The sequence below is a fragment of the Leisingera sp. UBA4491 genome (assembly GCF_002388965.1).
GTDB lineage: Bacteria > Pseudomonadota > Alphaproteobacteria > Rhodobacterales > Rhodobacteraceae > Leisingera > Leisingera aquaemixtae.
This window is the reverse complement of record NZ_DGNN01000007.1, coordinates 81,619-104,611: the sequence shown is the minus strand read 5'-3', so window position 1 is coordinate 104,611 and position 22,993 is coordinate 81,619. Positions and strand designations below refer to the sequence as shown.

22 protein-coding genes are annotated in these 22,993 nt (G+C 63.4%); 19 read left to right on the top strand and 3 right to left on the bottom strand.

From position 1 onward, the window contains the following. Positions 1–31: 31 nt before the first annotated feature. The 17 genes from B2P87_RS02795 (at position 32) to B2P87_RS02715 (ending at position 16,839) form a co-directional block, all read left to right on the top strand. Positions 32–469 carry an Lrp/AsnC family transcriptional regulator gene (locus B2P87_RS02795; protein WP_141890630.1) on the top strand — a complete coding sequence of 146 codons (438 nt, stop codon included), beginning with the start codon at positions 32–34 and terminating at the stop codon, positions 467–469. Positions 470–836: 367 nt separating this feature from the next. Beyond that, the gene (locus B2P87_RS02790) at positions 837–3,908 is read left to right on the top strand and encodes a valine--tRNA ligase (RefSeq protein WP_141890631.1); all 3,072 of its coding nucleotides are present in this window, start codon (positions 837–839) and stop codon (positions 3,906–3,908) included. A 189-nt stretch (positions 3,909–4,097) separates the two neighbouring features. Then, positions 4,098–4,391, top strand: a complete 294-nt coding sequence (locus tag B2P87_RS02785) for a DUF1330 domain-containing protein (protein WP_058287816.1) — start codon at positions 4,098–4,100, stop codon at positions 4,389–4,391. A 43-nt stretch (positions 4,392–4,434) separates the two neighbouring features. Next, positions 4,435–4,896, top strand: coding sequence for a TerB family tellurite resistance protein (locus B2P87_RS02780; RefSeq protein ID WP_058287849.1), 462 nt, complete (start codon positions 4,435–4,437; stop codon positions 4,894–4,896). Next, positions 4,896–5,336, top strand: coding sequence for a TerB family tellurite resistance protein (locus tag B2P87_RS02775; protein WP_058287817.1), 441 nt, complete (start codon positions 4,896–4,898; stop codon positions 5,334–5,336). The genes B2P87_RS02780 and B2P87_RS02775 overlap by 1 nt, the downstream gene beginning before the upstream one ends. Then, positions 5,333–6,106: a phosphate/phosphite/phosphonate ABC transporter substrate-binding protein gene (locus B2P87_RS02770; RefSeq protein WP_141890632.1), complete on the top strand. Its 774-nt coding sequence runs from the start codon at positions 5,333–5,335 to the stop codon at positions 6,104–6,106. The genes B2P87_RS02775 and B2P87_RS02770 overlap by 4 nt, the downstream gene beginning before the upstream one ends. Positions 6,107–6,239: 133 nt before the next feature. After that, positions 6,240–7,019: an ABC transporter ATP-binding protein gene (locus B2P87_RS02765; protein ID WP_027238073.1), complete on the top strand. Its 780-nt coding sequence runs from the start codon at positions 6,240–6,242 to the stop codon at positions 7,017–7,019. Positions 7,020–7,066: 47 nt separating this feature from the next. Next, the gene (locus tag B2P87_RS02760) at positions 7,067–7,774 is read left to right on the top strand and encodes a transporter substrate-binding domain-containing protein (RefSeq protein ID WP_027238074.1); all 708 of its coding nucleotides are present in this window, start codon (positions 7,067–7,069) and stop codon (positions 7,772–7,774) included. Positions 7,775–7,884: 110 nt separating this feature from the next. Then, the gene (locus B2P87_RS02755) at positions 7,885–8,769 is read left to right on the top strand and encodes an ABC transporter permease (protein WP_058287819.1); all 885 of its coding nucleotides are present in this window, start codon (positions 7,885–7,887) and stop codon (positions 8,767–8,769) included. Then, the gene (locus B2P87_RS02750) at positions 8,766–9,572 is read left to right on the top strand and encodes an ABC transporter permease (RefSeq protein ID WP_141890633.1); all 807 of its coding nucleotides are present in this window, start codon (positions 8,766–8,768) and stop codon (positions 9,570–9,572) included. Before B2P87_RS02755 ends, B2P87_RS02750 begins: the two co-directional genes overlap by 4 nt. A gap of 191 nt (positions 9,573–9,763) precedes the next feature. Further along, complete coding sequence (locus B2P87_RS02745; protein ID WP_141890634.1) at positions 9,764–11,098, top strand: glutamine synthetase family protein; 1,335 nt, start codon at positions 9,764–9,766, stop codon at positions 11,096–11,098. A gap of 75 nt (positions 11,099–11,173) precedes the next feature. Then, the gene (locus B2P87_RS02740) at positions 11,174–11,854 is read left to right on the top strand and encodes a type 1 glutamine amidotransferase (RefSeq protein ID WP_058287822.1); all 681 of its coding nucleotides are present in this window, start codon (positions 11,174–11,176) and stop codon (positions 11,852–11,854) included. Beyond that, positions 11,854–13,212: a glutamine synthetase family protein gene (locus tag B2P87_RS02735; protein WP_141890635.1), complete on the top strand. Its 1,359-nt coding sequence runs from the start codon at positions 11,854–11,856 to the stop codon at positions 13,210–13,212. The genes B2P87_RS02740 and B2P87_RS02735 overlap by 1 nt, the downstream gene beginning before the upstream one ends. Positions 13,213–13,317: 105 nt before the next feature. Next, the gene (locus B2P87_RS02730) at positions 13,318–14,628 is read left to right on the top strand and encodes an NAD(P)/FAD-dependent oxidoreductase (protein ID WP_208764536.1); all 1,311 of its coding nucleotides are present in this window, start codon (positions 13,318–13,320) and stop codon (positions 14,626–14,628) included. Positions 14,629–14,771: 143 nt separating this feature from the next. Then, complete coding sequence (locus B2P87_RS02725; protein WP_141890636.1) at positions 14,772–15,977, top strand: DegT/DnrJ/EryC1/StrS family aminotransferase; 1,206 nt, start codon at positions 14,772–14,774, stop codon at positions 15,975–15,977. A 92-nt stretch (positions 15,978–16,069) separates the two neighbouring features. Next, entirely contained in the window at positions 16,070–16,591 is a 522-nt protein-coding gene (locus B2P87_RS02720) for a hypothetical protein (protein ID WP_286851711.1), read from the top strand. A 65-nt stretch (positions 16,592–16,656) separates the two neighbouring features. Next, complete coding sequence (locus tag B2P87_RS02715) at positions 16,657–16,839, top strand: hypothetical protein (protein WP_244270270.1); 183 nt, start codon at positions 16,657–16,659, stop codon at positions 16,837–16,839. A 109-nt stretch (positions 16,840–16,948) separates the two neighbouring features. Here the strand turns inward: B2P87_RS02715 and phaR are convergent, their stop codons facing one another. Further along, positions 16,949–17,506 carry a polyhydroxyalkanoate synthesis repressor PhaR gene (gene phaR, locus B2P87_RS02710; protein ID WP_058287827.1) on the bottom strand — a complete coding sequence of 186 codons (558 nt, stop codon included), beginning with the start codon at positions 17,504–17,506 and terminating at the stop codon, positions 16,949–16,951. 199 nt (positions 17,507–17,705) lie between these two features. Between phaR and B2P87_RS02705 the strand changes: the two genes are divergently transcribed. Then, entirely contained in the window at positions 17,706–18,575 is an 870-nt protein-coding gene (locus tag B2P87_RS02705; protein WP_141890638.1) for an NAD-dependent epimerase/dehydratase family protein, read from the top strand. Positions 18,576–18,692: 117 nt separating this feature from the next. Beyond that, positions 18,693–20,441, top strand: a complete 1,749-nt coding sequence (locus tag B2P87_RS02700; protein WP_141890639.1) for an adenylate/guanylate cyclase domain-containing protein — start codon at positions 18,693–18,695, stop codon at positions 20,439–20,441. A 95-nt stretch (positions 20,442–20,536) separates the two neighbouring features. Here the strand turns inward: B2P87_RS02700 and B2P87_RS02695 are convergent, their stop codons facing one another. Both B2P87_RS02695 and B2P87_RS02690 read right to left on the bottom strand, forming a co-directional pair. Beyond that, positions 20,537–20,986, bottom strand: a complete 450-nt coding sequence (locus B2P87_RS02695) for a phasin, PhaP (RefSeq protein WP_141890640.1) — start codon at positions 20,984–20,986, stop codon at positions 20,537–20,539. Positions 20,987–21,117: 131 nt separating this feature from the next. After that, entirely contained in the window at positions 21,118–22,920 is a 1,803-nt protein-coding gene (locus tag B2P87_RS02690; protein ID WP_141890641.1) for a PHA/PHB synthase family protein, read from the bottom strand. Between the last annotated feature and the right edge of the window lie 73 nt (positions 22,921–22,993).

Sequence of the window (22,993 nt, the reverse complement as noted above, 5' to 3'; positions counted from 1 at the left end):
ACGAAAACTTTCGTCAGATCGCAGGCATTTCATGCAAACCGACGACACCGATCAGCGCCTTGTCACACTGATGCGGGAGAATGCCCGCCGCCCGGTGGCCGAGCTGGCGCGCCATCTTGGCCTTGCCCGCACCACAGTGCAGGCCCGGATCGAGCGGCTGGAGGCCACCGGGGTGATCACCGGCTACACGCTCAAATCCTGCGCCGCCGCCCGCCCGCCGCTGCAGGCCACGGTGCTCATGTCGATCGAGCCGCGCAGCGGGCCGGAGGTGCTGGCGCGGCTGCGCAAACTGCCGGGGGTTGAGGTCGTTCACACCACCTCCGGCCGGTTCGATCTGCTGGCGCAGGTGGTGGCGCAAAGCACTGCGGAACTGGACGAAACCATCGACAAGATCGCGGAAGCCCGCGGGGTGCGCTCGTCGGAAAGCCTGATCCACCTGGCGACCAAGCTGGACCGGACCGGGCAATAAGGGGCAGACGGTCCGTGCGCGATCCAGCTGCCTGCGGCGGAGATTACGGCCGCCGGGCCTAAGGTGTCGCGCTCTCCGGAAAATCGTGCGCCCGGCCCGTACCGCGGAATGCGCGTCAGCAGGGGCCGGGCGTCTTTGATTTCGGCGCCGCTGCGGGGCGCTTGAAAGACCGGTGCGCCACCGCTGTTCCGCGCGGCGCTTGGTTAACGGAAAACGCGCCCGCCCGCCGCTGGTTCCATAAAAGTTGACCGATGCCACGCCCGGCAGGCCGCCGCACTGCCCCGGTGCCGCTGGGACTTTCCCTTTGCCGCCCCTTTCGGTAAGGGATAGCGCGACCCCAAATTTACACGCACGCAGGACCTAGCGCATGGCGATGGAAAAGACATTCAACGCGGCTGAGGCCGAAAGCCGCCTTTACAAGGCCTGGGAAGAGGCCGGCTGTTTCAAGGCAGGCGCAAATGCCAAGCCGGAAGCCTCCACCTATTGCATCATGATCCCGCCGCCGAACGTCACGGGCGTCTTGCACATGGGCCACGCCTTCAACAACACGTTGCAGGACATCCTGATCCGCTGGAAACGGATGCAGGGGTACGACACCCTGTGGCAGCCGGGCACCGACCACGCGGGGATCGCGACCCAGATGGTTGTCGAGCGTGAGCTGGCCAAGACCCAGCAGCCGTCCCGCCGCGTGCTGGGCCGCGAGCAATTCCTGGAGAAGGTCTGGGAGTGGAAGGAAAAATCCGGCGGCACCATTGTTGAGCAGCTGAAACGCCTCGGCGCGTCCTGCGATTTCTCCCGCACCGCCTTCACCATGGCGGGCGCCCATGGCGACACCCGCGTGGGCCACGAGAACTCCCCCAACTTCCATGACGCCGTGATCAAGGTGTTCGTGGAGATGTACAACAAGGGCCTGATCTACCGCGGCAAGCGGCTGGTCAACTGGGACCCGCATTTCGAGACCGCGATCTCTGACCTCGAAGTCGAGAACATCGAGGTTGCGGGCCACATGTGGCACTTCAAGTACCCGCTCGCGAATGGCGCCACCTACACCTATGTGGAGAAGGACGCCGACGGCAACGTCACGCTGGAGGAAGAGCGCGACTATATCTCTATCGCGACCACCCGGCCCGAGACCATGCTGGGCGACGGCGCGGTTGCGGTGCATCCCAGCGATGAGCGGTATGCGCCCATCGTCGGCAAGCTGTGCGAAATCCCGGTCGGCCCCAAGGAGCACCGCCGCCTGATCCCGATCATCACTGATGAATACCCGGACAAGGACTTCGGCTCGGGTGCGGTGAAGATCACCGGCGCGCATGACTTCAACGACTACCAGGTTGCCAAGCGCGGCGGCATCCCGATGTACCGCCTGATGGACACCAAGGGCCAGATGCGCGACGACGGCGCCCCCTACGCAGAAGCCGTCGGCATTGCCATGGCAGTGGCCAAGGGCGAACAGACCCTGAGCGAGAATGAAGCCGACGCCATCAACCTGGTGCCGGACGACCTGCGCGGTCTGGACCGGTTCGAGGCGCGCAAACTGGTGGTGGAGCAGATCACCCGCGAAGGCCTGGCGGTGATGCAGACCGTCACCAAGACCGACCCTGAGAGCGGCGAGGACGTTCAGGTGCAGGTGCCTTACGTCGAGAACAAACCGATCATGCAGCCCTTTGGCGACCGTTCCAAGGTTGTGATCGAGCCGATGCTGACCGACCAGTGGTTCGTGGACGCGGAAAAGGTTGTCGGCCCGGCGCTGGATGCCGTGCGTAATGGCGATGTGAAGATCCTGCCGGAATCGGGCGAGAAGACCTATTACCACTGGCTGGAGAACATCGAACCCTGGTGCATCTCGCGCCAGCTGTGGTGGGGCCATCAGATCCCGGTTTGGTACATCCCCGGCGAGGAGGACTGGTACCCGATCTGCGCCGCGACTGAGGAAGAGGCGCTGGAAAAGGCACGCCTGCAGTCCGCCGAAGGCACCGAATTCCGCATCGTTGCAGATCAGCACGAAGCGGCGAAGATTCTGGCCGAACAGGTCAAGCTGATGGACGTGCAGGACGAAGGCGCGATCCGCAGCTTTGACGGGCCGATGCAAGTGCCGATGTTCCGCGACCCTGACGTCCTCGACACTTGGTTCTCCTCCGGCCTCTGGCCGATCGGCACGCTGGGCTGGCCGGACACCACTCCGGAAATGGAGAAGTACTTCCCGACCTCGACCCTGGTCACCGGCCAGGACATCCTGTTCTTCTGGGTTGCCCGGATGATGATGATGCAGCTGGCGGTGCTGGACGAGAACCTGCCGGTCAAGAAGCGCATCCCCTTCGACACCGTCTACCTGCATGGCCTCGTGCGCGACGCCAAGGGCAAGAAGATGTCGAAATCCACCGGCAACGTGGTCGACCCGCTGGAGATCATCGACGAGTTCGGCGCCGACGCGCTGCGCTTCTCCTCCGCCGCGATGGCGGCGCTTGGCGGCGTGCTGAAGCTGGATATGGAGCGGCTCAAGGGCTACCGGAACTTTGGCACCAAGCTGTGGAATGCGGTGAACTTTGCCCATTTCAACAACGTCTATGACCCGAACGTCCCCGCCTACGCCTGCCCGGATGCCAAGGCAGCCGTGAACCAGTGGATCATTGGCGAGACCGCCAAGGTGCGGGTTGAAGTGGACGCCGCCCTCGAGGCGTTCCGCTTCAACGATGCGGCCAATGCGCTTTATGCCTTTGTCTGGGGCAAGGTCTGCGACTGGTACATCGAGCTGTCCAAGCCGCTGTTCGGCTCCGAAGATGAGGCGGTGATTACCGAGACCCGCCAGACGCTGGGCTGGGTGCTGGATCAGTGCATGATCCTCCTGCACCCGATCATGCCCTTCATCACCGAGGAGCTGTGGGGCAACACCGCCAAGCGTTCGAACATGCTGGTGCATGAAGACTGGCCGGCCTACGGCACTGAGCTGGTCAACCCGCAAGCGGACGCCGAGATGAACTGGGTGATCACCGCAATCGAGAACATCCGCTCTACCCGCGCGCAGATGCATGTGCCGGCCGGGGCCAAGATCCCGATGGTGGTGACCGAATTCTCCGATCAGGCCCGCGCGGCCTGGGAGAAGAACGAGGCGATGATCCAGAAACTGGCCCGCATCACCTCGCTGGAACAGGTGGAGAGCTTCCCCAAAGGCTGCGCCTCGGTCGCTGCTCCGGGCGCCTCCTTCGGTCTGCCGCTGGCGGATGTGATCGACGTGGACGCCGAAAAGGCGCGGCTGGAAAAGACCCTGGGCAAGCTGGCCAAGGAGCTGGGCGGCCTGCGCGGGCGGCTGAACAACCCGAAATTCGCGGCCTCCGCCCCGGAAGAGGTTGTGGCAGAGGCGCGCGAAAACCTCGCCGCGCGCGAAGAAGAGGAAGCCAAGGTCAAGGAAGCGCTGGCACGCCTGGCTGAAATCGGCTGACACGGCCCTGCCGTTAATCATGGTTGAAACGCCCGCCGTGTCTGGCGGGCGTTTTCCTTTCCGGCGCAACATACTGAAACAACCGCAAATTCCGTCAGAACGGCAAATTCTTAATAACCGCCCCATTGTGTTCGGAACGGATTTGTATCAGCCTGAACTCAACCATAAAAAGAAGGGAGGCTGCACCCCATGCCCAAAGGATACTGGGTGGCCCACGTGGATGTGAATGACGCGGAGCGTTACAAGGATTACATCAGCGCCAACGGGCCGGTGTTTGCGGAATACGGCGCCAGGTTCCTGATCCGCGGCGGCCCGAAGGAAGTGCGCGAAGGGCAGATGAAGGCGCGCACGGTGGTGATTGAATTCAAGGATTTCGCAACCGCAAAAGCCTGCTATGATTCAGTGGCCTACCAGGACGCCAAGGCCTTGCGCGATCCGGTGTCTGCCGGTGATATGGAAATCATCGAAGGCTACGGCGAATAATCCCGCGCCCCGCCGCGCAGCTGACTGAGGTCATCGAATGCCCCTGCTTAAGAAATTCTTCCAAGCTTTCCGCCCGTCCGAACCGCCGGCCCTGCCCGACCCGGATGCCGAACTGGCGCTGGGGGCGCTCTTGGTGCGGGTGGCGCAATCCGACCGCGACTACCAGCTGGAGGAGATCAGCCTGATCGACCGGATCCTGGCCCGGCTTTACCAGCACAACGCGATCGAGGCCGCCAAGGTGCGCGCCACCTGCGAGAAGCTGCACGCCGCGGCGCCGGAAACCGACACCTTCGGGCGGCTGATCCGCGAAACCACCGGCCTGGAGGAGCGCCTCGCCGCGCTGGACGCGCTGTGGGAAGTGGTGCTGGCCGACGGCAGCGCCCACGAGGGCGAAGTCACCATCGTCGAGGAGGCCCGCAAGGCGATGGGCCTGTCCTATACCGACAGCCAGAAGGCCCGGGAGCGCGCCGAGGAGAAACTCGGCAGCACCGCTGGAGAGCATTGATGTTCCGGGAGCTTCTGCACCGCCTGCTGGAGCCCGCGCCTGCCACGCTGGATGACGAAGGCGCGCGGCTGGCGCTGACCGCGCTGCTGGTGCGGATTGCCCGCTCAGACCACAATTATTCCGAAGTGGAAAAGGACCGCATCGACCGCATTCTGGCGGCCCGCTACGGGCTGGACACCGGCGGCGCGCTGATCCTGCGCGAACAGGCGGAGGCGATGGAGGCCGAGGCCCCCGACACCGTCCGCTTTACCCGCGCGATCAAGGATGCCGTGGCCTATGAGGACCGCACCGGCGTGCTTGAGGCGCTGTGGCAGGTGGCCCTGGCCGACGGACGCCGCGATGCGAACGAAGACGCGCTCTTGCGGCTGTCAGCCAGCCTGCTGGGGGTATCGGACGTGGACAGCGCCAAGGCGCGCCAACGGGCAGAGGCTGCTTTATGATTGCTCATCTTGAAATGTACGACCGCCCGGAAACCGCGGCGGCAAACGACCGGTTCTGGGCCTCGATCCGCGATCACCTTGGCGGCGGCCCCGGGCAGCTGACCCGCGGCGCCGATTTCTGGGAGGTCTGGAAATCCCCCGATCTGCTGCTGTCGCAGACTTGCGGCTGCCCTTACCGCACCCGGCTTTACGGCGAGGTAGAGCTTGTCGGCACCCCCGACTACGGCCTGCCCGGCTGCCCGCCCGGCCATTACAACAGCGTCTTCATTGCCCGCAAAGAGGACGCAGGCCAGCCCCTTGGCAGCTTTGCCGGACGCCGCTTTGCCTACAACGAAGCGCTGTCGCAATCGGGCTGGGCGGCGCCGATGGTGCATCTGCATGACCGCAGCATCCTGCCCGGCGCGCTGGTGGACACCGGCGGCCACCGGCTGTCTGCCGAAGCCGTGACCGAGGGCCGCGCCGACTTTGCCGCGCTGGACGCGCTGACCTGGGAAATGGTCCGTGAATTCGATGGTTTCGCCGCCGGGCTGACAGAGATCGAGCGCACCGAGCCCACGCCCGGGCTGCCCTATATCACCGCTTTGGGCGGCGACACCAAGGCGCTGTTTTCCGCAATCGAATCCGCCATCCGCGGGCTGGACCCGGAGACCCGCCGCCTGCTGCACCTGAACGGCCTCGTTCAGATCGCTCCCAGCGGCTACCTGGCGGTGCCGACGCCGCCTGGCCCGGTGCTGACCAGTCAGCGCATCCGGACTGCAGAGCTGACGTAGCGCCCCTTCCAAAACGGCGGCACACTCCCCCGTTTTGCGGCCTGCGGTGCCAGCTTGTGCGGTTTGAACGTTGCATTCGGTCTTTTTTTCGGTCCAATAAGAACGAATTTCCACTCATAGGGACAACGACACCTTGACCGATACAACGCCCGTTCTGCAAATCCGCGGCCTGCACAAATCCTATGGTGAGCTGGAAGTGATCAAAGGCGTGGATATCACCGCCCACAAGGGGGATGTGGTTTCGCTGATCGGGTCTTCGGGGTCGGGCAAGTCCACCCTTCTGCGCTGCTGCAACCTGCTGGAAGACAGCCAGGAAGGCGAGATCCTGTTCAAGGGCGAACCCGTCACCTGGACCGGCCAGGGGCTGAACCGCCGCCCCTCCGACGCCAAGCAGATCCTGCGCATCCGCACCAATCTCAGTATGGTATTCCAGCAGTTCAACCTGTGGGCCCATATGACCATCCTGCAGAACGTGATGGAAGCGCCGGTCACCGTGCTGGGCCGCGACAAGTCTGAGGTGGAGGAGAAAGCCCGCTATTACCTGACCAAGGTCGGGATCGGCGACAAATGCGATGTCTACCCGGCCCAGCTGTCGGGCGGCCAGCAGCAGCGCGCCGCGATTGCCCGCGCGCTGTGCATGGAACCCGAGGCGCTGCTGTTTGACGAGCCCACCTCCGCCCTTGATCCGGAGCTGGAACAGGAAGTGATCAGGGTGATCAAGGACCTGGCTGCCGAAGGCCGCACCATGATGATCGTGACCCATGACATGAAAATGGCTGCCGACGTCTCCAGCCACGTTGTCTTCCTGCACCAGGGCCTGATCGAAGAAGAAGGCACCCCCGACGAAGTCTTTGGCGGCACCCGCTCCGAGCGGCTGCGCGCCTTCCTGTCCTCGACGCGCCACGCGCATTGAGCAATAACAAACAAGTCCAACAACCAACCAAAAACGGGAGTATACTCATGAAATCACTGATCCTTGGCACCGCCGCCCTGGCGCTGTCCGCGGGCATGGGCCTGGCGGAGACGGTGCGCCTTGGCACCGAAGGCGCCTATGCGCCGTGGAACTTCGTCAACGACGCGGGCGAAATCGACGGTTTCGAGCGCGAACTGGGCGACGAGCTGTGCAAGCGTGCCGAGCTGACCTGCGAGTGGGTCAAGAACGACTGGGATTCGATCATTCCGAACCTGGTGTCCGGCAACTACGACACCATCATCGCCGGCATGTCGATCACCGACGAGCGTGACGAGGTCATTGACTTCACCCAGCCCTACACGCCGCCGGATCCGTCCGCCTATGTTGCCCAGTCGGCAGACATCGACCTGGAATCCGGCGTGATTGCCGCCCAGGCCACCACCATCCAGGCCGCCTTTGTGGCCGAGCAGGGCTGGACCCTGGTTGAGTTTGCCACCCCGGAAGAAACCGTCGCCGCCGTGCGCAACGGCGAAGCTGACGCGGTTCTGGCCGACAAGAGCTTCCTCGACACCGTGGTTGGTGACGATCTGGTGATGCTCGAAAAGACCGAAGCTCTGGGCGGCGGCGTCGGCATGGGCTTCCGCGAGTCGGACGCTGAGCTGCGCGGCAAGTTCGATGCGGCGATCCAGTCGATGAAAGATGACGGCTCGCTGAACGAACTGATCGCCAAGTGGGAAGTGTCCTCCCAGTGGTAATCTGATCCTGTTCCAGGATCTGCAGGCCCGCCGCCGCGGCGCGCGGGCCTCATTCATTCTCTTCCGGCGGCCATGCTGCCGGGCACGGCCGGAGAAAGACAGGCACTAACATGTTTTCCTATTGCACGGACCCGTCCACGCTTGAGGGGCTGAGCTGGCTCAGCTGCTACCTGACCACGGGCAAGCACTTGAACCTTTACATCTCGGTCGTCGTGGTTCTGGTCCTGCTGGCCATCACCGCCCCGGTTGCGCTGCTGTTCGGCTTCGGCGCCGCCAGCGCCGCCCGCTCCAAGTTCCTGCCGCTGCGCTGGTTCGGAAAGGGTTATACCAGCATCGTGCGGGGCGTGCCGGACATTGCCTTCTTCCTGTTTTTCGTTATCGCGCTGGACCAGGCGTTCGAGTGGATGCGCCACAAGGTGAAATGCCCGGACTGGGATCAGCCGATCCGGCAGGGCATCGACTTTGTGGTCTGCGACGCAGCCAAGCTGCCGCTGTCCGCATCGCCGCAGTGGGTGCATGAAACCTACGGCTTTTTCCTGGCGGTTCTGACCTTCTCGATCGTCTTCGGGGCCTTTGCCGCCAACGTTCTGTACGGCGCCATGCGGGCCGTTCCGCGCGCCCAGATCGAAACCGCCGAGGCCTATGGCATGACCACACGCCAGGCGTTCTGGCGCATTCTGGTGCCGCAGATGTGGGTCTATGCGCTGCCGGGCCTGTCGAACCTGTGGATGGTGCTGATCAAGGCGACGCCGCTTTTGTTCCTGCTGGGGGTCGAGGACATCGTTTACTGGGCGCGGGAGCTGGGCGGCACCAAGACCGAGCGTTTCACGGAATACCCGCATCCGAACTGGCATGTCTGGTATTTTGCGGCGCTCTTGGTGTTCTACCTCTGCTTCACCAAGGTGTCCGAAGTGGTTCTGGCCCGGATCATGAAGCGCCTGACCAAAGGCCAGGCCACAGCGGGCGGCGAAGCACAAAGAAAGGCAGCGGCATGAGTTGCGTTGAAACCATCCAGGCCTATGCCTTCCGCTCCCTGGGGATTGGCGAACGGCTGCTGCCGCGCGGCGAATATACCCTGTGCGAGCATTTCACCCTGATCGGCTCCGGCCTGATCTGGAATGTCTACTTCGGCGCGCTGGCGCTGGCGACCGGCTTTTTCCTGGCGGTGGCGCTGGCGGTGGGCAAGTCCAGCCCCAACCCGCTGTGGCGCAAACCGGCGGAGTGGTTCATCTTCGTGTTCCGCGGCAGCCCGCTGTTCATCCAGTTCTTCTTTGCCTATGCCTGCTTCCTCAGCCTGAAAAGCGTCTCCAGCTTCTTTGACCCGTTCACCTCGGCCTGGCTGGGCGCCCTGGTCGTGCTGTTCTTCAACACCGCCGCCTATTCGGGGGAGATCTTCTATGGCGCGCTGCTGTCGATCCCCAAGGGCGATATCGAGGCCGCGGACGCCTATGGCATGTCCGGCTGGACCCGGTTCCGCCGCATCACCTTCCCGACCATGCTGCGGCTGGCCTGGCCCGCCTACACCAACGAGGCGATTTTCCTGTTCCACGCCACCACGCTGGTGTTCTTCTCCGGCTTCCCGGCCTGGCGGCAGCAGGGCGATGCGCTGTATTACGCCAGCTACTTCGCGGACAAGACCTTCAACCCGTTTGTCCCCTACCCGATCCTGGCGTTCTACTTCATCTTGCTGACGCTGGTGATCATCGCCATCTTCGGCGCGGTGAACAAACACCTGAACAAGCACCTGCCCCAGGAACGGCGGAGAAAATTTCGCTTGCGTCCTAATCTGATCCGGTAGTATCCATTATTTGATCAAATTCAGTACCCAGGTGTCCGGCCGCAGAATCCTGCGAGTTCATGGGCAAACCCTAGGCCGCGCTGGATTATGATCAAAAATTGGACCAGGGGTGATAAGCTGCCCCGGCCCTGCTGCGCCCCGTCCGGGGGCGCTGGCGGCCGGCGGTGCCCCCGAAACCGTCAGGTGATTAGATGAAGAACTGGCTCAGGAAAAACCCGCATGTGCGCACCATCCGCGTTGCGGCGGCGGACATCAACGGTCAGGCCCGGGGCAAACGCGTCCCTGCCCGCTTTGCCGACAAGGCGGTCGAGGAAGGCACCCGCTTTCCGCTGTCGGTTCTGAACCTGGACATCTGGGGCGAGGATATCGACGACAGCCCGCTGGTGTTTGAGAGCGGCGATGCCGATGGGGTGCTGAAGCCGACCGAGCGCGGCTTTGTGCCGATGCCCTGGCTGGACGCGCCTTCGGCGCTGCTGCCGATCTGGATGTACCGTGAAGACGGGCGCGCCTACGAAGGTGACCCGCGCCACGCACTGCGCGCCGTGGTGGACCGCTACAAGGCGCTGGGGCTGACCCCGGTGGTCGCGGTGGAGCTGGAATTCTTCCTGATCGACGACAGCGGCAAGAACCTGCAGGTGCCGACGTCGCCGCGGTCCGGCAAGCGCCGCAAGGCGGCGGAAACCATGTCGATCCGGGCGCTGGACCAGTTCGACACCTTCTTCACCGATCTCTACGACGCCTGCGAGGACATGGACATCCCGGCCGACACCGCGATTTCCGAGGCGGGCCTGGGCCAGTTCGAAATCAACCTGATGCACGGCCCCGACGCGCTGCGCGCCGCCGATGACGCCTGGCTGTTCAAGATGCTGGTAAAGGGCCTTGCCCGCCGCCACGGTTTTGCCGCCAGCTTCATGGCCAAACCGTATGAGGACTACGCCGGCAACGGGTTGCACACCCATTTCTCGGTGCTGGATCAGGACGGCAACAACATCTTTGACGACGGCGGCCCCAAGGGCACCGATGCCATGCGCCACGCCGTCGGCGGCTGCCTGAAGGCAATGGGCGATTCCACCCTGGTGTTTGCGCCGCACGGCAACAGCTATGACCGGATGGTGCCGGGCGCCCACGCCCCCACCGGCATCTGCTGGGCCTACGAGAACCGCACCGCCGCGATCCGCGTGCCCTCCGGCAGCCCCAAGGCGCGCCGGATCGAGCACCGCTTTGCGGGCGGCGACGTGAACCCCTATCTGATGCTGACCGCCATTCTCGGCGCCGCGCTTTATGGGATCGAGAACAAGATCGAGCCTTCGGAGCCGATCACCGGCAACGCCTATGCGCTGGACCTGCCGCAGGTGCCCAACACCTGGCAAAGCGCCATTGACGCGTTCGAGAACTCGGACGTCATCCCGCAGTTCTTCTCCGCCGAGATGATCCGCAACATGGTGCTGACCAAGCGCCAGGAGCTGCATTACATGGAAGAACTCACCCCGGAAGAGCGGGTGGAGATCTACCTGGATACGGTCTGACCTAACGGTGGCTTGCCCGCCGTCCTGGCGGCGGGCTACCGTCCCGTGCAGCGAACTTCTTCTGACTGGTGACTTATGAAAATCGGCATCCTGCAAACCGGCCACTCCCCCGAAGACCTGTATGAACCGTTCGGCGATTACGACGGCATGTTCCGCGGCATGCTGGATGGCAAGGGGTTCGAGTTTCAGACCTGGGCCGTGGTGGACGGCATCTTCCCGGACGGGCCGCAGGACGCCGACGGCTGGCTAATCACCGGCTCCAGGCATGGCGCCTATGAGGATCACGCCTGGATCCCGCCGCTGGAGGACCTGATCCGCGCCATCCACGCCAGCAAACAGCCGCTGGCCGGCATCTGCTTTGGCCATCAGATCATCGCCCAAGCGCTTGGCGGAAAGGTCGCCAAGTTCGAAGGCGGCTGGGCTGTGGGCCGCGTCACCTACCAGACGCAGGACGGCCCGCTGACCCTGAACGCCTGGCACCAGGACCAGGTGGTGGAGCTGCCCGAGGGCGCGCGGGTGCTGGGCGGCAATGATTTCTGCCGCAACGGCATCCTGGCTTATGGCGACCACATCATCTCCTGGCAGCCCCACCCCGAGTTTCCCAGCGCCTTTGTCGGCGGCCTGATCGAAAAACGCGGCCGCGGCGTGGTGCCCGACGAGGTGCTCGACCGCGCTGCTGCCGGTCTGGATGCCCCCGTGGATAATCAAAACATCGCAACCTTCCTCGCAGAGTTTTACAGGAAAGAGAGGACCTAATGTCAGCCTGGCTCGACGCCCTTCCCGATGCAGCAAAATCCTATCTGGAGGGCCGTCGTCTCGACGAAGTTGAATGCGTTATCTCGGACCTTCCCGGTATCGCCCGTGGCAAGGCGGTACCGGCATCGAAATTTGCAAAGACCGATTTTTTCCATCTGCCGGACAGCATCTTTTACCAGACCATCACCGGCGACTGGGCCGATGCTGCGGATGACGACGGCTGGATCGAAAAGGACATGACCCTGAAGCCGGACATGTCCACGGCCACGGCCGCGCCCTGGACCGCGGACTGGACACTGCAGGTGATCCATGATGCCTATGACCGGGACGGCGATCCGATCCCCTACAGCCCGCGCAACGTGCTGAAGCGGGTGGTGCAGCTTTATCACGACCAAGGCTGGAAGCCGGTTGTGGCGCCGGAAATGGAATTCTTCCTGGTGTCGCGCAACCTGGACCCGGCGCATGAAATCAAGCCGATGATGGGCCGCTCCGGCCGCCCGGCGGCTGCACGGCAGGCCTATTCGATGACCGCGGTCGACGAATTCGGCCCCGTGATCGACGACATCTACGACTTTGCCGAGGCGCAGGGGTTCGAGATCGACGGCATCACCCAGGAAGGCGGCGCCGGCCAGCTGGAAATCAACTTGCGCCACGGCAACCCGGTCAAGCTGGCGGATGAGGTGTTCTACTTCAAGCGGCTGATCCGCGAGGCAGCGCTGCGTCACGATTGCTTTGCCACCTTTATGGCCAAGCCGATCGAGGATGAGCCCGGTTCCGCGATGCACATCCACCATTCGGTGATCGACATCGAAACCGGAGAGAACATCTTCTCAGGCCCGCAGGGCGGCGAGACCGATGCATTCTTCCACTTCATCGCCGGGCTGCAGAACCACCTGCCCGCGGGTCTTGCGGTCATGGCGCCCTATGTGAACTCCTACCGCCGCTACGTGAAGGACCACGCCGCGCCGATCAATCTGGAATGGGCGCGCGACAACCGCACCACCGGCATCCGAATCCCGCTGTCCGGTCCTGAAGCGCGGCGGGTGGAAAACCGCATCGCAGGCATGGACTGCAACCCCTATCTGGGCATCGCCCTGTCACTGGCCTGCGGCTATCTCGGCCTGATCGAGGAGCAGCGTCCGCGCAAGCAGTTCAAGGGCAATGCCTATGACGGGGATGGCGACATTCCGCAGGTGATGGGCGAGGCGCTCGACATGTTCGAGGAGGCCACCGCCCTGCATGAGGTGCTGGGCCCGGATTTCGCCCGTGTCTACTCCATCGTAAAACGCGCGGAGTACGAGGAGTTCCTGCAGGTGATCTCGCCCTGGGAGCGAGAGCACCTGCTGATGAACGTCTGAAACCTCAGGCGCTGCGCCCCGGTGCAGCGCCCGTGCAATTGAGTATTTACAGAAAGATGAAGAGCAGGCGACGCGCTGGCGGGCCTGCTCCTGATGAGGTGCGTGATGGGGATGAACCTGCTCTATTCCAATGACCGCAAGGGCGAGTACCCGGACAGCTGGTATGCGGCGACGGCCATTCCGATGGAGCGCTTTGCAGCCCTTGACGGCGCGGTGGCCGCGGACGTCTGCGTTGTGGGCGGCGGCTATACCGGGCTGTCGGCAGCGCTGCATCTGGCCGAAGCGGGAATGTCCGTGGTGCTGCTGGACGCGCAGCGGGTGGGCTTTGGCGCCTCCGGGCGCAACGGCGGCCAGCTCGGCAGCGGCCAGCGCATGGACCAGGAGGGTCTGGAGGCGCTGATGGGCGGGCCGGAGGCGCAGAAGCTCTGGCAGCTGGGTGAGGATGCCAAGGATCTGGTGAAATCGCTGATCGCCCGCCACGGCCAGGACTGCCACTTGAAACCCGGCGTCGCCTGGACCGCCTTTTCCGAAAAGGAGGCGGCAGAGCTGCATGACTATGGCCGCCACCTGCAGGACCGCTACGGCTACGGCAGCATTGAGCTGCTCGGCAAGGACGCCTGCTGGGCCATGTGCCCCTCGCCCGCCTATAAGGGCGGCATTCTGGATCACGGTGCGGGGCATCTGCATCCGTTGAACTATGCCTTCAGCCTGGCCCGTGCGGCTGCGGCTGCCGGAGCCGTCATCCACGAGGGCAGCGAGGTTCTGGAGATCGAGGAAGGCGCCAAGCTGCGCATCCGCACCGCGGGCGGCAGCGTCACCGCCGATCATCTGATCCTTGCCTGCAACGGCTATCTTGGCGGCCTGAATGGCCAGGTGGCCGCGCGGGTCATGCCGATCAACAACTTCGTGGTGGCGACTGAGCCGCTGGGCGAGGACGTCGCCCGGGTGCTGGCCCGCGACGTGGCGGTGGCGGATACCAAATTCGTGGTCAACTACTTCCGACTCAGCCATGACAAGCGGCTGCTGTTCGGCGGCGGCGAAAGCTATGGCTACCGCTTCCCCTCCGATATCCAGGCCACCGTGCGCAAGCCGATGACGGAGATCTTTCCGCACTTGAAGGACGTGAAGATCGATTACGCCTGGGGCGGCACCCTGGGTATCACCATGAAGCGGATGCCCTATCTGGCGCGGCTGGCGCCCAACGTGCTGACCGCCTCGGGCTATTCCGGCCACGGTGTCGGCACTGCCACCCATGCGGGCAAGCTGATGGCGCAGGCGATCCAGGGCCGGGCAGAGGGGTTTGACACCCTGGCCCGCGTTCCTGCCCCGCGCTTTCCCGGCGGGCCGCGGATGCGCTCGCCGCTCCTGGTGCTGGCGATGACCTGGTTTGCCCTGCGCGACCGGCTTGGCGTTTAGGCGCTCCTGAGCCGGTTTTCGCGCAACTTCGCAACAATCCTGTGAAATTTTGCCGGGGCGCGGCAAATTCCGCCGCGTCCCCTCTTGGCAGCAGCACTGGTTAGTTTTATGTTTCCTGAAGCAACAATTCAGGATTTTGAAATATGGCCCTGCCGCCCAACGTTCATGACGCTGAGCCCATTCCCGCAGCCGCCCGCGAGGCCATCGACGCGCTGATGCAATCGGGCGATCTTTTCCGCTACACGGCGCCTGATGACGCTCCGGTCACGCTGCTGGAACAGGAATACGCTGAACTGCTGGGCAGCAAATACGCGCTGGCAGTCTCCTCCTGCTCGGCGGCGCTGTTCCTGTCGCTGAAGGCGCTTGGCCTGCCCCGCGATGCCCGGGTGCTGATCCCGGCCTTCACCTTTGCCGCCGTGCCGTCCTCGGTCGTGCATGCCGACTGCGTGCCGGTGCTGTGCGAGGTGGCTGACAACTACCGCATCGATCTGGGCGATTTCGAAGCCAAGCTGGACAGCGTGCAAGCGGTGATCATCAGCCACATGCGCGGCCATACCTCCGATATGGATGCGATCATGGCGCTGTGCGATGCCCGCGGCATCCCGGTGGTCGAGGACGCGGCCCATTCGCTGGGCACCACCTGGAACGGCCGGAACATCGGCACCATCGGCAAGGTGGGCTGCTTCTCCTTCCAGTCCTACAAAATGGTCAACGCTGGCGAAGGCGGCATCCTGATCACTGACGACGCCGACCTGATTGCGCGCGCCGTGATTATGTCCGGTGCCTATGAGCACAACTGGAAAAAGCACAAGGGCCCGCACAGCGATAACACGCCGGAGCTGGCGCAGGCCTTTGCCAAGTGGCAGAACCAGCTGCCGCTTTATAACCTGCGGATGAGCAACCTGTCGGCGGCCGTGATCCGCCCGCAGCTGCCGGAACTGGCGCGCCGGGTGCGCGACGGGCTGGCCAATCACGACTATGTGGCAGCCCGGCTGAACGCCTCCCCCTTCTTCGACGTGCCCGCACCGCTGGGCCCGGAACGCCGCGCGCCGGATTCGATCCAGTTCAACCTGGCGGGCCTCAGCGAAGACCAGACCCGCGCCTTTGCCGCCGCGGCGGAGGCCAAGGGCGTCAAGGTGCAGGTCTTTGGCCTGTCCACCGACAACGCCCGTGCCTTCTGGAACTGGCAGTTCTTGCGCGACCTGCCCGATCTGCCGCAGACCCGCGCCATGCTGATGAAGGCCTGCGACGTACGCCTGCCGGTCCGCCTCAGCCGGGCAGAGCTGGACGTGATCGCGGATATCCTGCTGGGTGCGGTTGAAGATACCATGGGCAAGGCCGCCGCCTGAGACGCAGCCAAGACCTGACAGTTGCAGCCCCGGCCCTGCGCCGGGGCTTTTTCGTGATTGCAATCCGGGCGTGTGCCGTCCACCTTGCCGCCATGAAAGCTCCATTGAAATTCAAGCGGCGCCCGGCAACCGCGCTGGTTGCGATGGCAAACTCCCTGAGCATGGGGGATCCGATCCCCAAGGGCGACCTGAGCCGGATCATCGGCGCGGTTGTGTCGGACCGGGCAGAACGCGCCGCGCTGCTGGCCGCCATCCGCGCCGCCAATGACCCGGACTGCGGTCTTGCCGTGGCCGACCTGCTGACCGCCTTTGCCACCGAGTCGGCAGAGGCTGAGGCGCAGGCCCGCGACGCGGATCAGGTGATCGGCCAATGGGCGCAGCGGCTGGCAGCCGGCGCGCTGCTGGCAAGCTTCGGCGCGGCGATTGCAGGCACGGTGACCGGGGGGCTGGCCTTTGGCCTCATCCTGCTGTCGTTTTCGGGGTTCATCTTCGCAACCGCCTCCCGGATCGGCGGCCGGGTGAAAATGCGCCACCGCGCGCAGGAGCGCGACAGCGCCGAAACCCTTGCCCGCCACGTGCTGGAAGCCGGTAAGCTCGGCGCGGACGGGAAGTGATATGGAATTTTCAGCTTTGTTGCCTTATATAGGGGAAGCAACCGGAGAAACGCATGTTTGAAGCCATGGGACTCGAAACAGTCATCGTCAGCACAATCGTCGGCGCCTGCGCCCTGTCTTTTGGCGCCAGCGCTTATCTGTTCCTGCGCGCGCGGCCAGCAGCTGAAGCCAAAACCCTGGACGAGATCGTGAAGAACGCGCCATACCACCGGCTGCACAATGTGCTGAAGGTCGAAGCCGGGTCGTGACATAACCCTGCACCATACCCTGCACCAAGCCCCCTTATAGAAAAAGCCCCCGCCAAGCTGGACCGGGGGCTTTTCTGTGGGATTTTCTGCCGGCGCGAGCCGCTCAGCCTCACTTCATCTTCGACAGCTTTTCCTGCAGCTCCGCCAGTTGCTTCTTGATATCGTCCAGATCTTCGCCGCTGCCGCCGGATTTCTCCTCCTCGCGCCCGCCGCCGGTCCAGCCCGCCGTGCCAAAGCCGCTGGTCATCGCCTTCAGGAACGCCTCCTGCTGCGCCTTCACCGCCTCGAACCCCGGCATCTTGGCCATCGGGTTCATTGCGGTCATGTTCTCCATCATTTTCGACTGGCTTTCGCGCAGCATGTCGAATGAGGTCTGCAGGAACTGCGGCATTACCCCGCCGCCGGGCACCATGTAGCTGCGCACCAGGTCGTTCAGCACATTCACCGGCAGCACGTTCTCTCCGCGGCTTTCATGCTCGGCAATGATCTGCAACAGGTACTGGCGGGTCAGGTCATCGCCGGTTTTCAGGTCGACGATCTGCACCTCGCGGCCATCCCGGATAAACCCCGCGATATCCTCCAGCGTGACGTAATCGCTGGTCTCGGTATTATACAGCCTGCGGCTGGCATACCGTTTGATCAGCAAGGGTTTGTCCTGTTCTGCCATGTGTTCCCTCCCCGGTCATGACGCATCGCAGCAAAGCCTATGCCACTGCAGAACAAAAGGGAAGCCTCAGCGCCGTTTCCGCAACATTTGATCCTGCCAGCCCCGGTGGCGGCCTGCTGCGGCAGGCCTTGACCTGAACCGGGCTTGAGCTTTTACAGGTCTGTCCTGCAGCACATTCCGCGGCAGGAGCGCATTGAAAATGAAAGTTCTGATTCTCGGCGGCACCGGATCCATCGGCACCGCCGTCACCCGGGAACTGGTCCGCAGCGGCCACCAAGTCACCGGCCTCAGCCGCTCGGCGGCCTCGGACAGCAGGCTGGGCGCGATGGGCGCCCGGCCACTGCGCGGCGATTTGCGCCGCCCCGAAGGCTGGGTGCAGGAGGTTGCCAGCGCCCATGCGCTGATCCAGCTGGCCGCCACCTTCGGCGATGGCATGGCCGCGGCCGACACCACGGCCATCACCGCCATCCTGCACCATGCCTCCCGGCGCCCTGAACCGCTGCGGCTGCTCTACACCGGCGGCTGCTGGCTCTATGGCGCCACCGGCGACAGGATCGCCAATGAGGCCAGCCCGCTGCGGCCGATCAAACCCTTTGCCTGGATGCAGGAAAACGGCCAGAGGGTTCTGGCCTCACCTGCCCTCTCTGCCGCTGTGGTGCATCCGGCGATGGTTTACCACGCGGGCGGCGGCGTTTTCAGCCGCTATCTTGAGGCTGCCCGCAGCGCCAGGCCGTTTGAGATCTGGGGCAGCATCACCACCCGCTGGCCGCTGGTCCACCGGTCGGATCTGGCCCGGGCCTACCGGCTGCTGCTGGAACAGCCGCAGCTTACCGGCCACTTCAACGCCAGCGCCGAAACCGGGGTTTCAGTGGCGGACATCACTGCAGAGATTGCCCGCCGCCACGCGCATGATGCTAGCTATGTGGTGCGCAGCTTGAAATATGTGCTGACCAAACACGGCGCTTGGGCAGAAGGGCCGGCATTGGACCAGCAGATGGAGTCCGGCAAGCTGCGCCGCCTGGCGGGCTGGCAGGTGAAGCATTCTAACTTCCGCACTGCGCATTTTTGACGCCGAAGCGGAACACATTGAACCAGATATCATATTTTTTGCATCTAAAGAGCACCAAAAAATTCTCAATATGATACAATTAGCGTCAGGTCTTTCGAGTCTGCGGTACTAGGGAAAATGGCTGACCAAGGGGACGGGCAAAAACAAGCTGCCATACTGATTGCTGATGTGGCCGGATATTCCGCCTTGGCTGAGGCCCGGGAAGCGGAAACCATTGCCGCGGTCCGCGATCTGGGCAGCCGCATCATCGCCCCGGCGGCACGGGAGCATGAAGGACGGGTTGTCAAAACAGTGGGTGACGGGTTCCTGCTGGAATTCCCTTCAGCAGTGCCCGCAGTCAAGGCGGCCATGGCGATTTCCAGCAAGGCCGCCGCCTGCCGCAACGGCCCCCGCGGGCTGAGCCTGAGGCTGCGGATGGGCATCCACGCGGGCCTGGTGTTCCCCGCCGGCGAAGACCTGCTGGGCAACTGCGTGAATATCGCCGCCCGCTTGCAAAGCCTTGCCGCGCCGGGGGAGATCTGCATTTCCGGCACCGTGCATCAACAGGTCCGCGGCAGGGTCGGCGCGGCCTTCGACGACCTCGGATTGCAGCAGGTCCGCAATATCGCGGAACCGGTGCGGATCTACCGCATCACCGGCAACTCGCTGCCCGCCCTGGAGCCGGAAGGCCCCTCGCCAGAGGCATCGGTGGCGGTGCTGCCCTTTTCCAGCGCCTCTCCCGCCAGCGAACACACCGAAGCCATGGCGCAGACGCTGACCGAGGACATCACCATCGGCCTGTCCCGGTTCCGGGCGCTGCGCGTTGTCTCCCGCAATGCGGCGCAGCGCTTTGCCGCCAGCGGCGCCGGGGCGCCGGTTGTCGCGGCTGAGCTGGGCGTCCGCTACCTGGCCGAAGGCAGCGTCCGGCAGCTGCCCGGCAGGCTGCGGATCACTGTCACGCTGTCCGATGGCACCAGCGGCCTGTCGCTGTGGAGCGGCCGGTATGACCGGGATCTGTCCAATGATTTCGCCCAGCAGGATGTGCTGGCGGCGCAGATCACTCAAACCCTGGCGACGCAGCTGCAATCCATCTCGCGGCAGAAGTCCGCCGCGCTGGCGTCAAAACGCGGCACGCTGACCGCACGGGAGCTGGTGATGCAGGCCAAGTCCGTCATTCTGGACTCCCGCGGCAGGCTTAAGAAGTGCCGCACCCTGTACCAGCAGGCCTGCGATGCCGATTTCGGCAATGCGACCGCCTATTCCGGGCTGGCGCTGACCTATCTGGTGGAGTGGATGAGCGGCTGGGCAATGTCGGCGGAACTCACTCTGGACAAGGCCTTTCCGCTGCTGCGCCATGCCGCCCGGATCGACCCGCTCGACAGCGTTGCGCAGCGCAGGCTGGCCGTGATGCATTTGTGCAAGGGCAATTTCGCCCTGGCGGAGGACCATTTCCAGCGCGCCCTGATGCTGAACCCCAACGATACCGATGCCATGGCGTTCCGCGGACTGTCGCTGATTTATCAGGGCAGGCCGGAAAAGGCGCTGGCCGAACTGGACCAGGCAACGGCGCAGAACCCGTTCCACCCGACCTATTTCCACTGGTTCCGCGGGCTCGCGCTCTACATGTGCCGGGCCTATGATCCGGCGGTTTCAGAGGTGTCTAAGGCGATTGAGCTGTTTCCGGGCTTCCCGGCGCCGCACCGCCATCTGGCGGCCTGCTACGCGCAGCTGGGGAACCGGCCCGCGGCCGCGCGCGAATGCGGGCGCATCCTGGACCTTGAGCCGAAATTCTCGGTGGCCCGCATCGGCAAGACGCTGCCTTTTGCCAGGGCGCAGGATCTGGAGCATTACTGCGACGGCCTGCGGCAGGCTGGATTGCCCGAATGATCCCCTGAAACGCAAAAGGACAGGCCTTGCGGCCTGTCCTTCTTCACGGTCCGGCTCCGTCAGGGAGGAGAGCGAGGGCCGGATCGTGGTCGTTCTTACTTGGCAGCTGTCGAAGCTTTTTTCGCTGCGGTGGTCACCTCGTCAGTGGCCTTCTTCATCGCAGCGGTTGCTTCTTCGGACATGTCCTTGCCGGCCGCCATCATCAGTTCGACGGTGTCCATCTGGACCTTCTTGGCCACTTCGGCGAAGGCAGCCATGTTTTCGGCAGCCACTTCAGCGGAAGCGGAGGCGAAGTCGGTTGCCGCCTTGGCGTAGTCGGCCGGCTCAGCCTTGACCTTGGAAACGTCGCTCAGCTTGGCGATGGTTTCTTTGGTCCACTTGCTGGAGATCTCGGCGGATTTGCCGGCAGCGTCCAGCGCAACGGCGGACAGCTTCTCGTTCAGGGCTGCGGTGTTTTTGAAGACGTCTTCCATTGCTTTGGTGTCAACCGGGAAGGCGCCCATGAAGTCTTTCATCATCGCGGTGAAGTCTTGGGTCTTTGCCATAGTTCTAATTCCTCAGAAAGCTGCAGCAGGACCATCCTGCGCTCTTAGCATGAAAGGAATATGCGCGCTGCACTGCAGCATTTCAAGGGTTTTGATGCTGCGGCGCAGAAAAAATTTCTGCGCCTGCAATATCAACGGTTTGCCTTGACCTTCACATAGGATCCCGGCGCCGGCATCAAAGAGGGATAGCCCGAATCCCCCACCTCGCGGGCGGGAACCTGCTTGCCGGACCGTTTCTTGAGCCAGTCATTCCAGCGCGGCCACCACGACCCCTCGTGGTACTGAGCGCCTTCCATCCAGGCCTCGCTGTCCCCCTTCAGGTCATCGTTGGTGTAATGGCCGTACTTCTTCTTGCTGGGCGGATTGACGATGCCTGCGATATGGCCGGACTGCGACACGATAAAGCTTTTGCTGCGCGACCCCATCTGCTGCACGCCGCGGTAACAGTCCTTCCAGCGGGCGATGTGATCGGTTTCGCAGGTGATCGACATCACCGGCACATCCACGTCCTTGAGTTGCAGCTTGTGGCCCATCAGCTCGAACCCTTCGCCGGCGAATTCATTGTTCTGGCACAGGCCGCGCAGGTACTGGATCGCCATCCGCCCCGGCAGGTTGGCGCCATCGCCGTTCCAGTAGAGCAGATCAAAGGCGGGCGGCGTCTCGCCCATCATGTAGCTTTTCACTGCCGGGCCATAGATCAGGTCCTTGGAGCGCAAGAACGACATGGTGCGCGCAATCACCCACGACCGCAGCAGCCCCTCCTGTTCCACCTGCGCCTCGATCCCGTCGACGAAATCGTTCTGCAGGAAGGGGGTGAACTCGCCCTGGTCGCCGAAGTCTGTCAGCGTGGTGAAGAAGGTTGCCGATTTCACCGATTTGTCACCGCGCTGTTTCAGCAGCGACAGGGTCAGGCTCAGGGTGGTGCCCGCGATGCAGTAGCCCACCGCGTTGACCTGATCGGCCTTGCAGACCTCCTTGGCCTTTTCGATCGCGGCCAGGAAGCCCTCTTGGATGTAATCCTCCATCCCCACATCGGCGAGGCTGGCGTCAGGATTGACCCAGGACACCACAAACAGCGTGTAGCCCTGCTCTGTCACCCATTTGATCAGGCTGTTCTGCGCCTTCAGGTCGAGGATGTAGAATTTGTTGATCCAGGGCGGGAACAGCACAATCGGGGTTTCATGCACAGTGTCCGTCACCGGCTTGTACTGGATCAGCTCCATCATCCGGTTGCGGTAGATCACGTCGCCCGGCGTAGTGGCGATGTTGCCGCCCAGCTCAAACGCGCTTTCATCCGCCAGCCGCACCACCAGCTCGCCGTTGTTGGCCTCCAGGTCGGTGACCAGGTTCTCCAGCCCGTCGATCAGCGACTGGCCCTCGGTTTCCACCGCCTTTTCCAGCGCGTCCGGATTGGTCGGCAGGAAATTGGTCGGCGACATCATTTCGATGATCTGATCGGCAAAGTAGCTCAGACGCTGCTTGTCCTTGGCATCCATCTCACCTGCACTCTGCACCGCCTTGCGGATCGCCTCGGCGTTGGTCAGGTACTGCTGTCTGACATAATTGAAGTACGGGCTGCTCTGCCACAGCGGATTCGAAAAACGGCGGTCCGTGGGGCCGCCGTCATCCGTGCTGTCCAATTGTCCGGTCAGAGCTTTCTGCGCTTCGGCGAAATTCAGCACAGACTTGCTCCAGAATTCGAGCTGATGCTCCAGAAGTTTGGCGGGATTCTGCATGGCCTCCGTCCAATAGGCGGTTGCTGCACGCGCATAAAGCTCTTGATTCGGACCGTCCAGAGCCGGGTTATGCGGCACCTTCCGGGACATAACGTCAGCCAGGCGCTTGCTCAGCTCCTCGACGCGGATCATATTTTCCTTAAGTTTTTCAAAGCTCTCAGAATTGGACGTTGCGGATACTTCGTCACTAGTTGTCATATAAAGGAATCCCTCATAGGCTTTCTGCTATGCAGAATACTCGTCTGCAAAAGGCAGGGCAAAGCGGCGATTG

Excerpts from the sequence above, each read along its gene's own strand:
- B2P87_RS02740 (WP_058287822.1), top strand. The coding sequence starts at position 11,174 with ATGAAAATCGGCATCCTGCAAACCGGCCACTCCCCCGAAGACCTGTAT.
- B2P87_RS02750 (WP_141890633.1), top strand. The coding sequence starts at position 8,766 with ATGAGTTGCGTTGAAACCATCCAGGCCTATGCCTTCCGCTCCCTGGGG.
- B2P87_RS02775 (WP_058287817.1), top strand. The coding sequence starts at position 4,896 with ATGTTCCGGGAGCTTCTGCACCGCCTGCTGGAGCCCGCGCCTGCCACG.
- B2P87_RS02720 (WP_286851711.1), top strand. The coding sequence starts at position 16,070 with ATGAAAGCTCCATTGAAATTCAAGCGGCGCCCGGCAACCGCGCTGGTT.
- B2P87_RS02790 (WP_141890631.1), top strand. The coding sequence starts at position 837 with ATGGCGATGGAAAAGACATTCAACGCGGCTGAGGCCGAAAGCCGCCTT.
- B2P87_RS02760 (WP_027238074.1), top strand. The coding sequence starts at position 7,067 with ATGAAATCACTGATCCTTGGCACCGCCGCCCTGGCGCTGTCCGCGGGC.
- B2P87_RS02730 (WP_208764536.1), top strand. The coding sequence starts at position 13,318 with ATGGGGATGAACCTGCTCTATTCCAATGACCGCAAGGGCGAGTACCCG.
- B2P87_RS02745 (WP_141890634.1), top strand. The coding sequence starts at position 9,764 with ATGAAGAACTGGCTCAGGAAAAACCCGCATGTGCGCACCATCCGCGTT.
- B2P87_RS02715 (WP_244270270.1), top strand. The coding sequence starts at position 16,657 with ATGGGACTCGAAACAGTCATCGTCAGCACAATCGTCGGCGCCTGCGCC.
- B2P87_RS02755 (WP_058287819.1), top strand. The coding sequence starts at position 7,885 with ATGTTTTCCTATTGCACGGACCCGTCCACGCTTGAGGGGCTGAGCTGG.
- B2P87_RS02690 (WP_141890641.1), bottom strand. The coding sequence starts at position 22,920 with ATGACAACTAGTGACGAAGTATCCGCAACGTCCAATTCTGAGAGCTTT.
- phaR (WP_058287827.1), bottom strand. The coding sequence starts at position 17,506 with ATGGCAGAACAGGACAAACCCTTGCTGATCAAACGGTATGCCAGCCGC.
- B2P87_RS02770 (WP_141890632.1), top strand. The coding sequence starts at position 5,333 with ATGATTGCTCATCTTGAAATGTACGACCGCCCGGAAACCGCGGCGGCA.
- B2P87_RS02785 (WP_058287816.1), top strand. The coding sequence starts at position 4,098 with ATGCCCAAAGGATACTGGGTGGCCCACGTGGATGTGAATGACGCGGAG.
- B2P87_RS02725 (WP_141890636.1), top strand. The coding sequence starts at position 14,772 with ATGGCCCTGCCGCCCAACGTTCATGACGCTGAGCCCATTCCCGCAGCC.
- B2P87_RS02795 (WP_141890630.1), top strand. The coding sequence starts at position 32 with ATGCAAACCGACGACACCGATCAGCGCCTTGTCACACTGATGCGGGAG.
- B2P87_RS02705 (WP_141890638.1), top strand. The coding sequence starts at position 17,706 with ATGAAAGTTCTGATTCTCGGCGGCACCGGATCCATCGGCACCGCCGTC.
- B2P87_RS02735 (WP_141890635.1), top strand. The coding sequence starts at position 11,854 with ATGTCAGCCTGGCTCGACGCCCTTCCCGATGCAGCAAAATCCTATCTG.
- B2P87_RS02695 (WP_141890640.1), bottom strand. The coding sequence starts at position 20,986 with ATGGCAAAGACCCAAGACTTCACCGCGATGATGAAAGACTTCATGGGC.
- B2P87_RS02700 (WP_141890639.1), top strand. The coding sequence starts at position 18,693 with ATGGCTGACCAAGGGGACGGGCAAAAACAAGCTGCCATACTGATTGCT.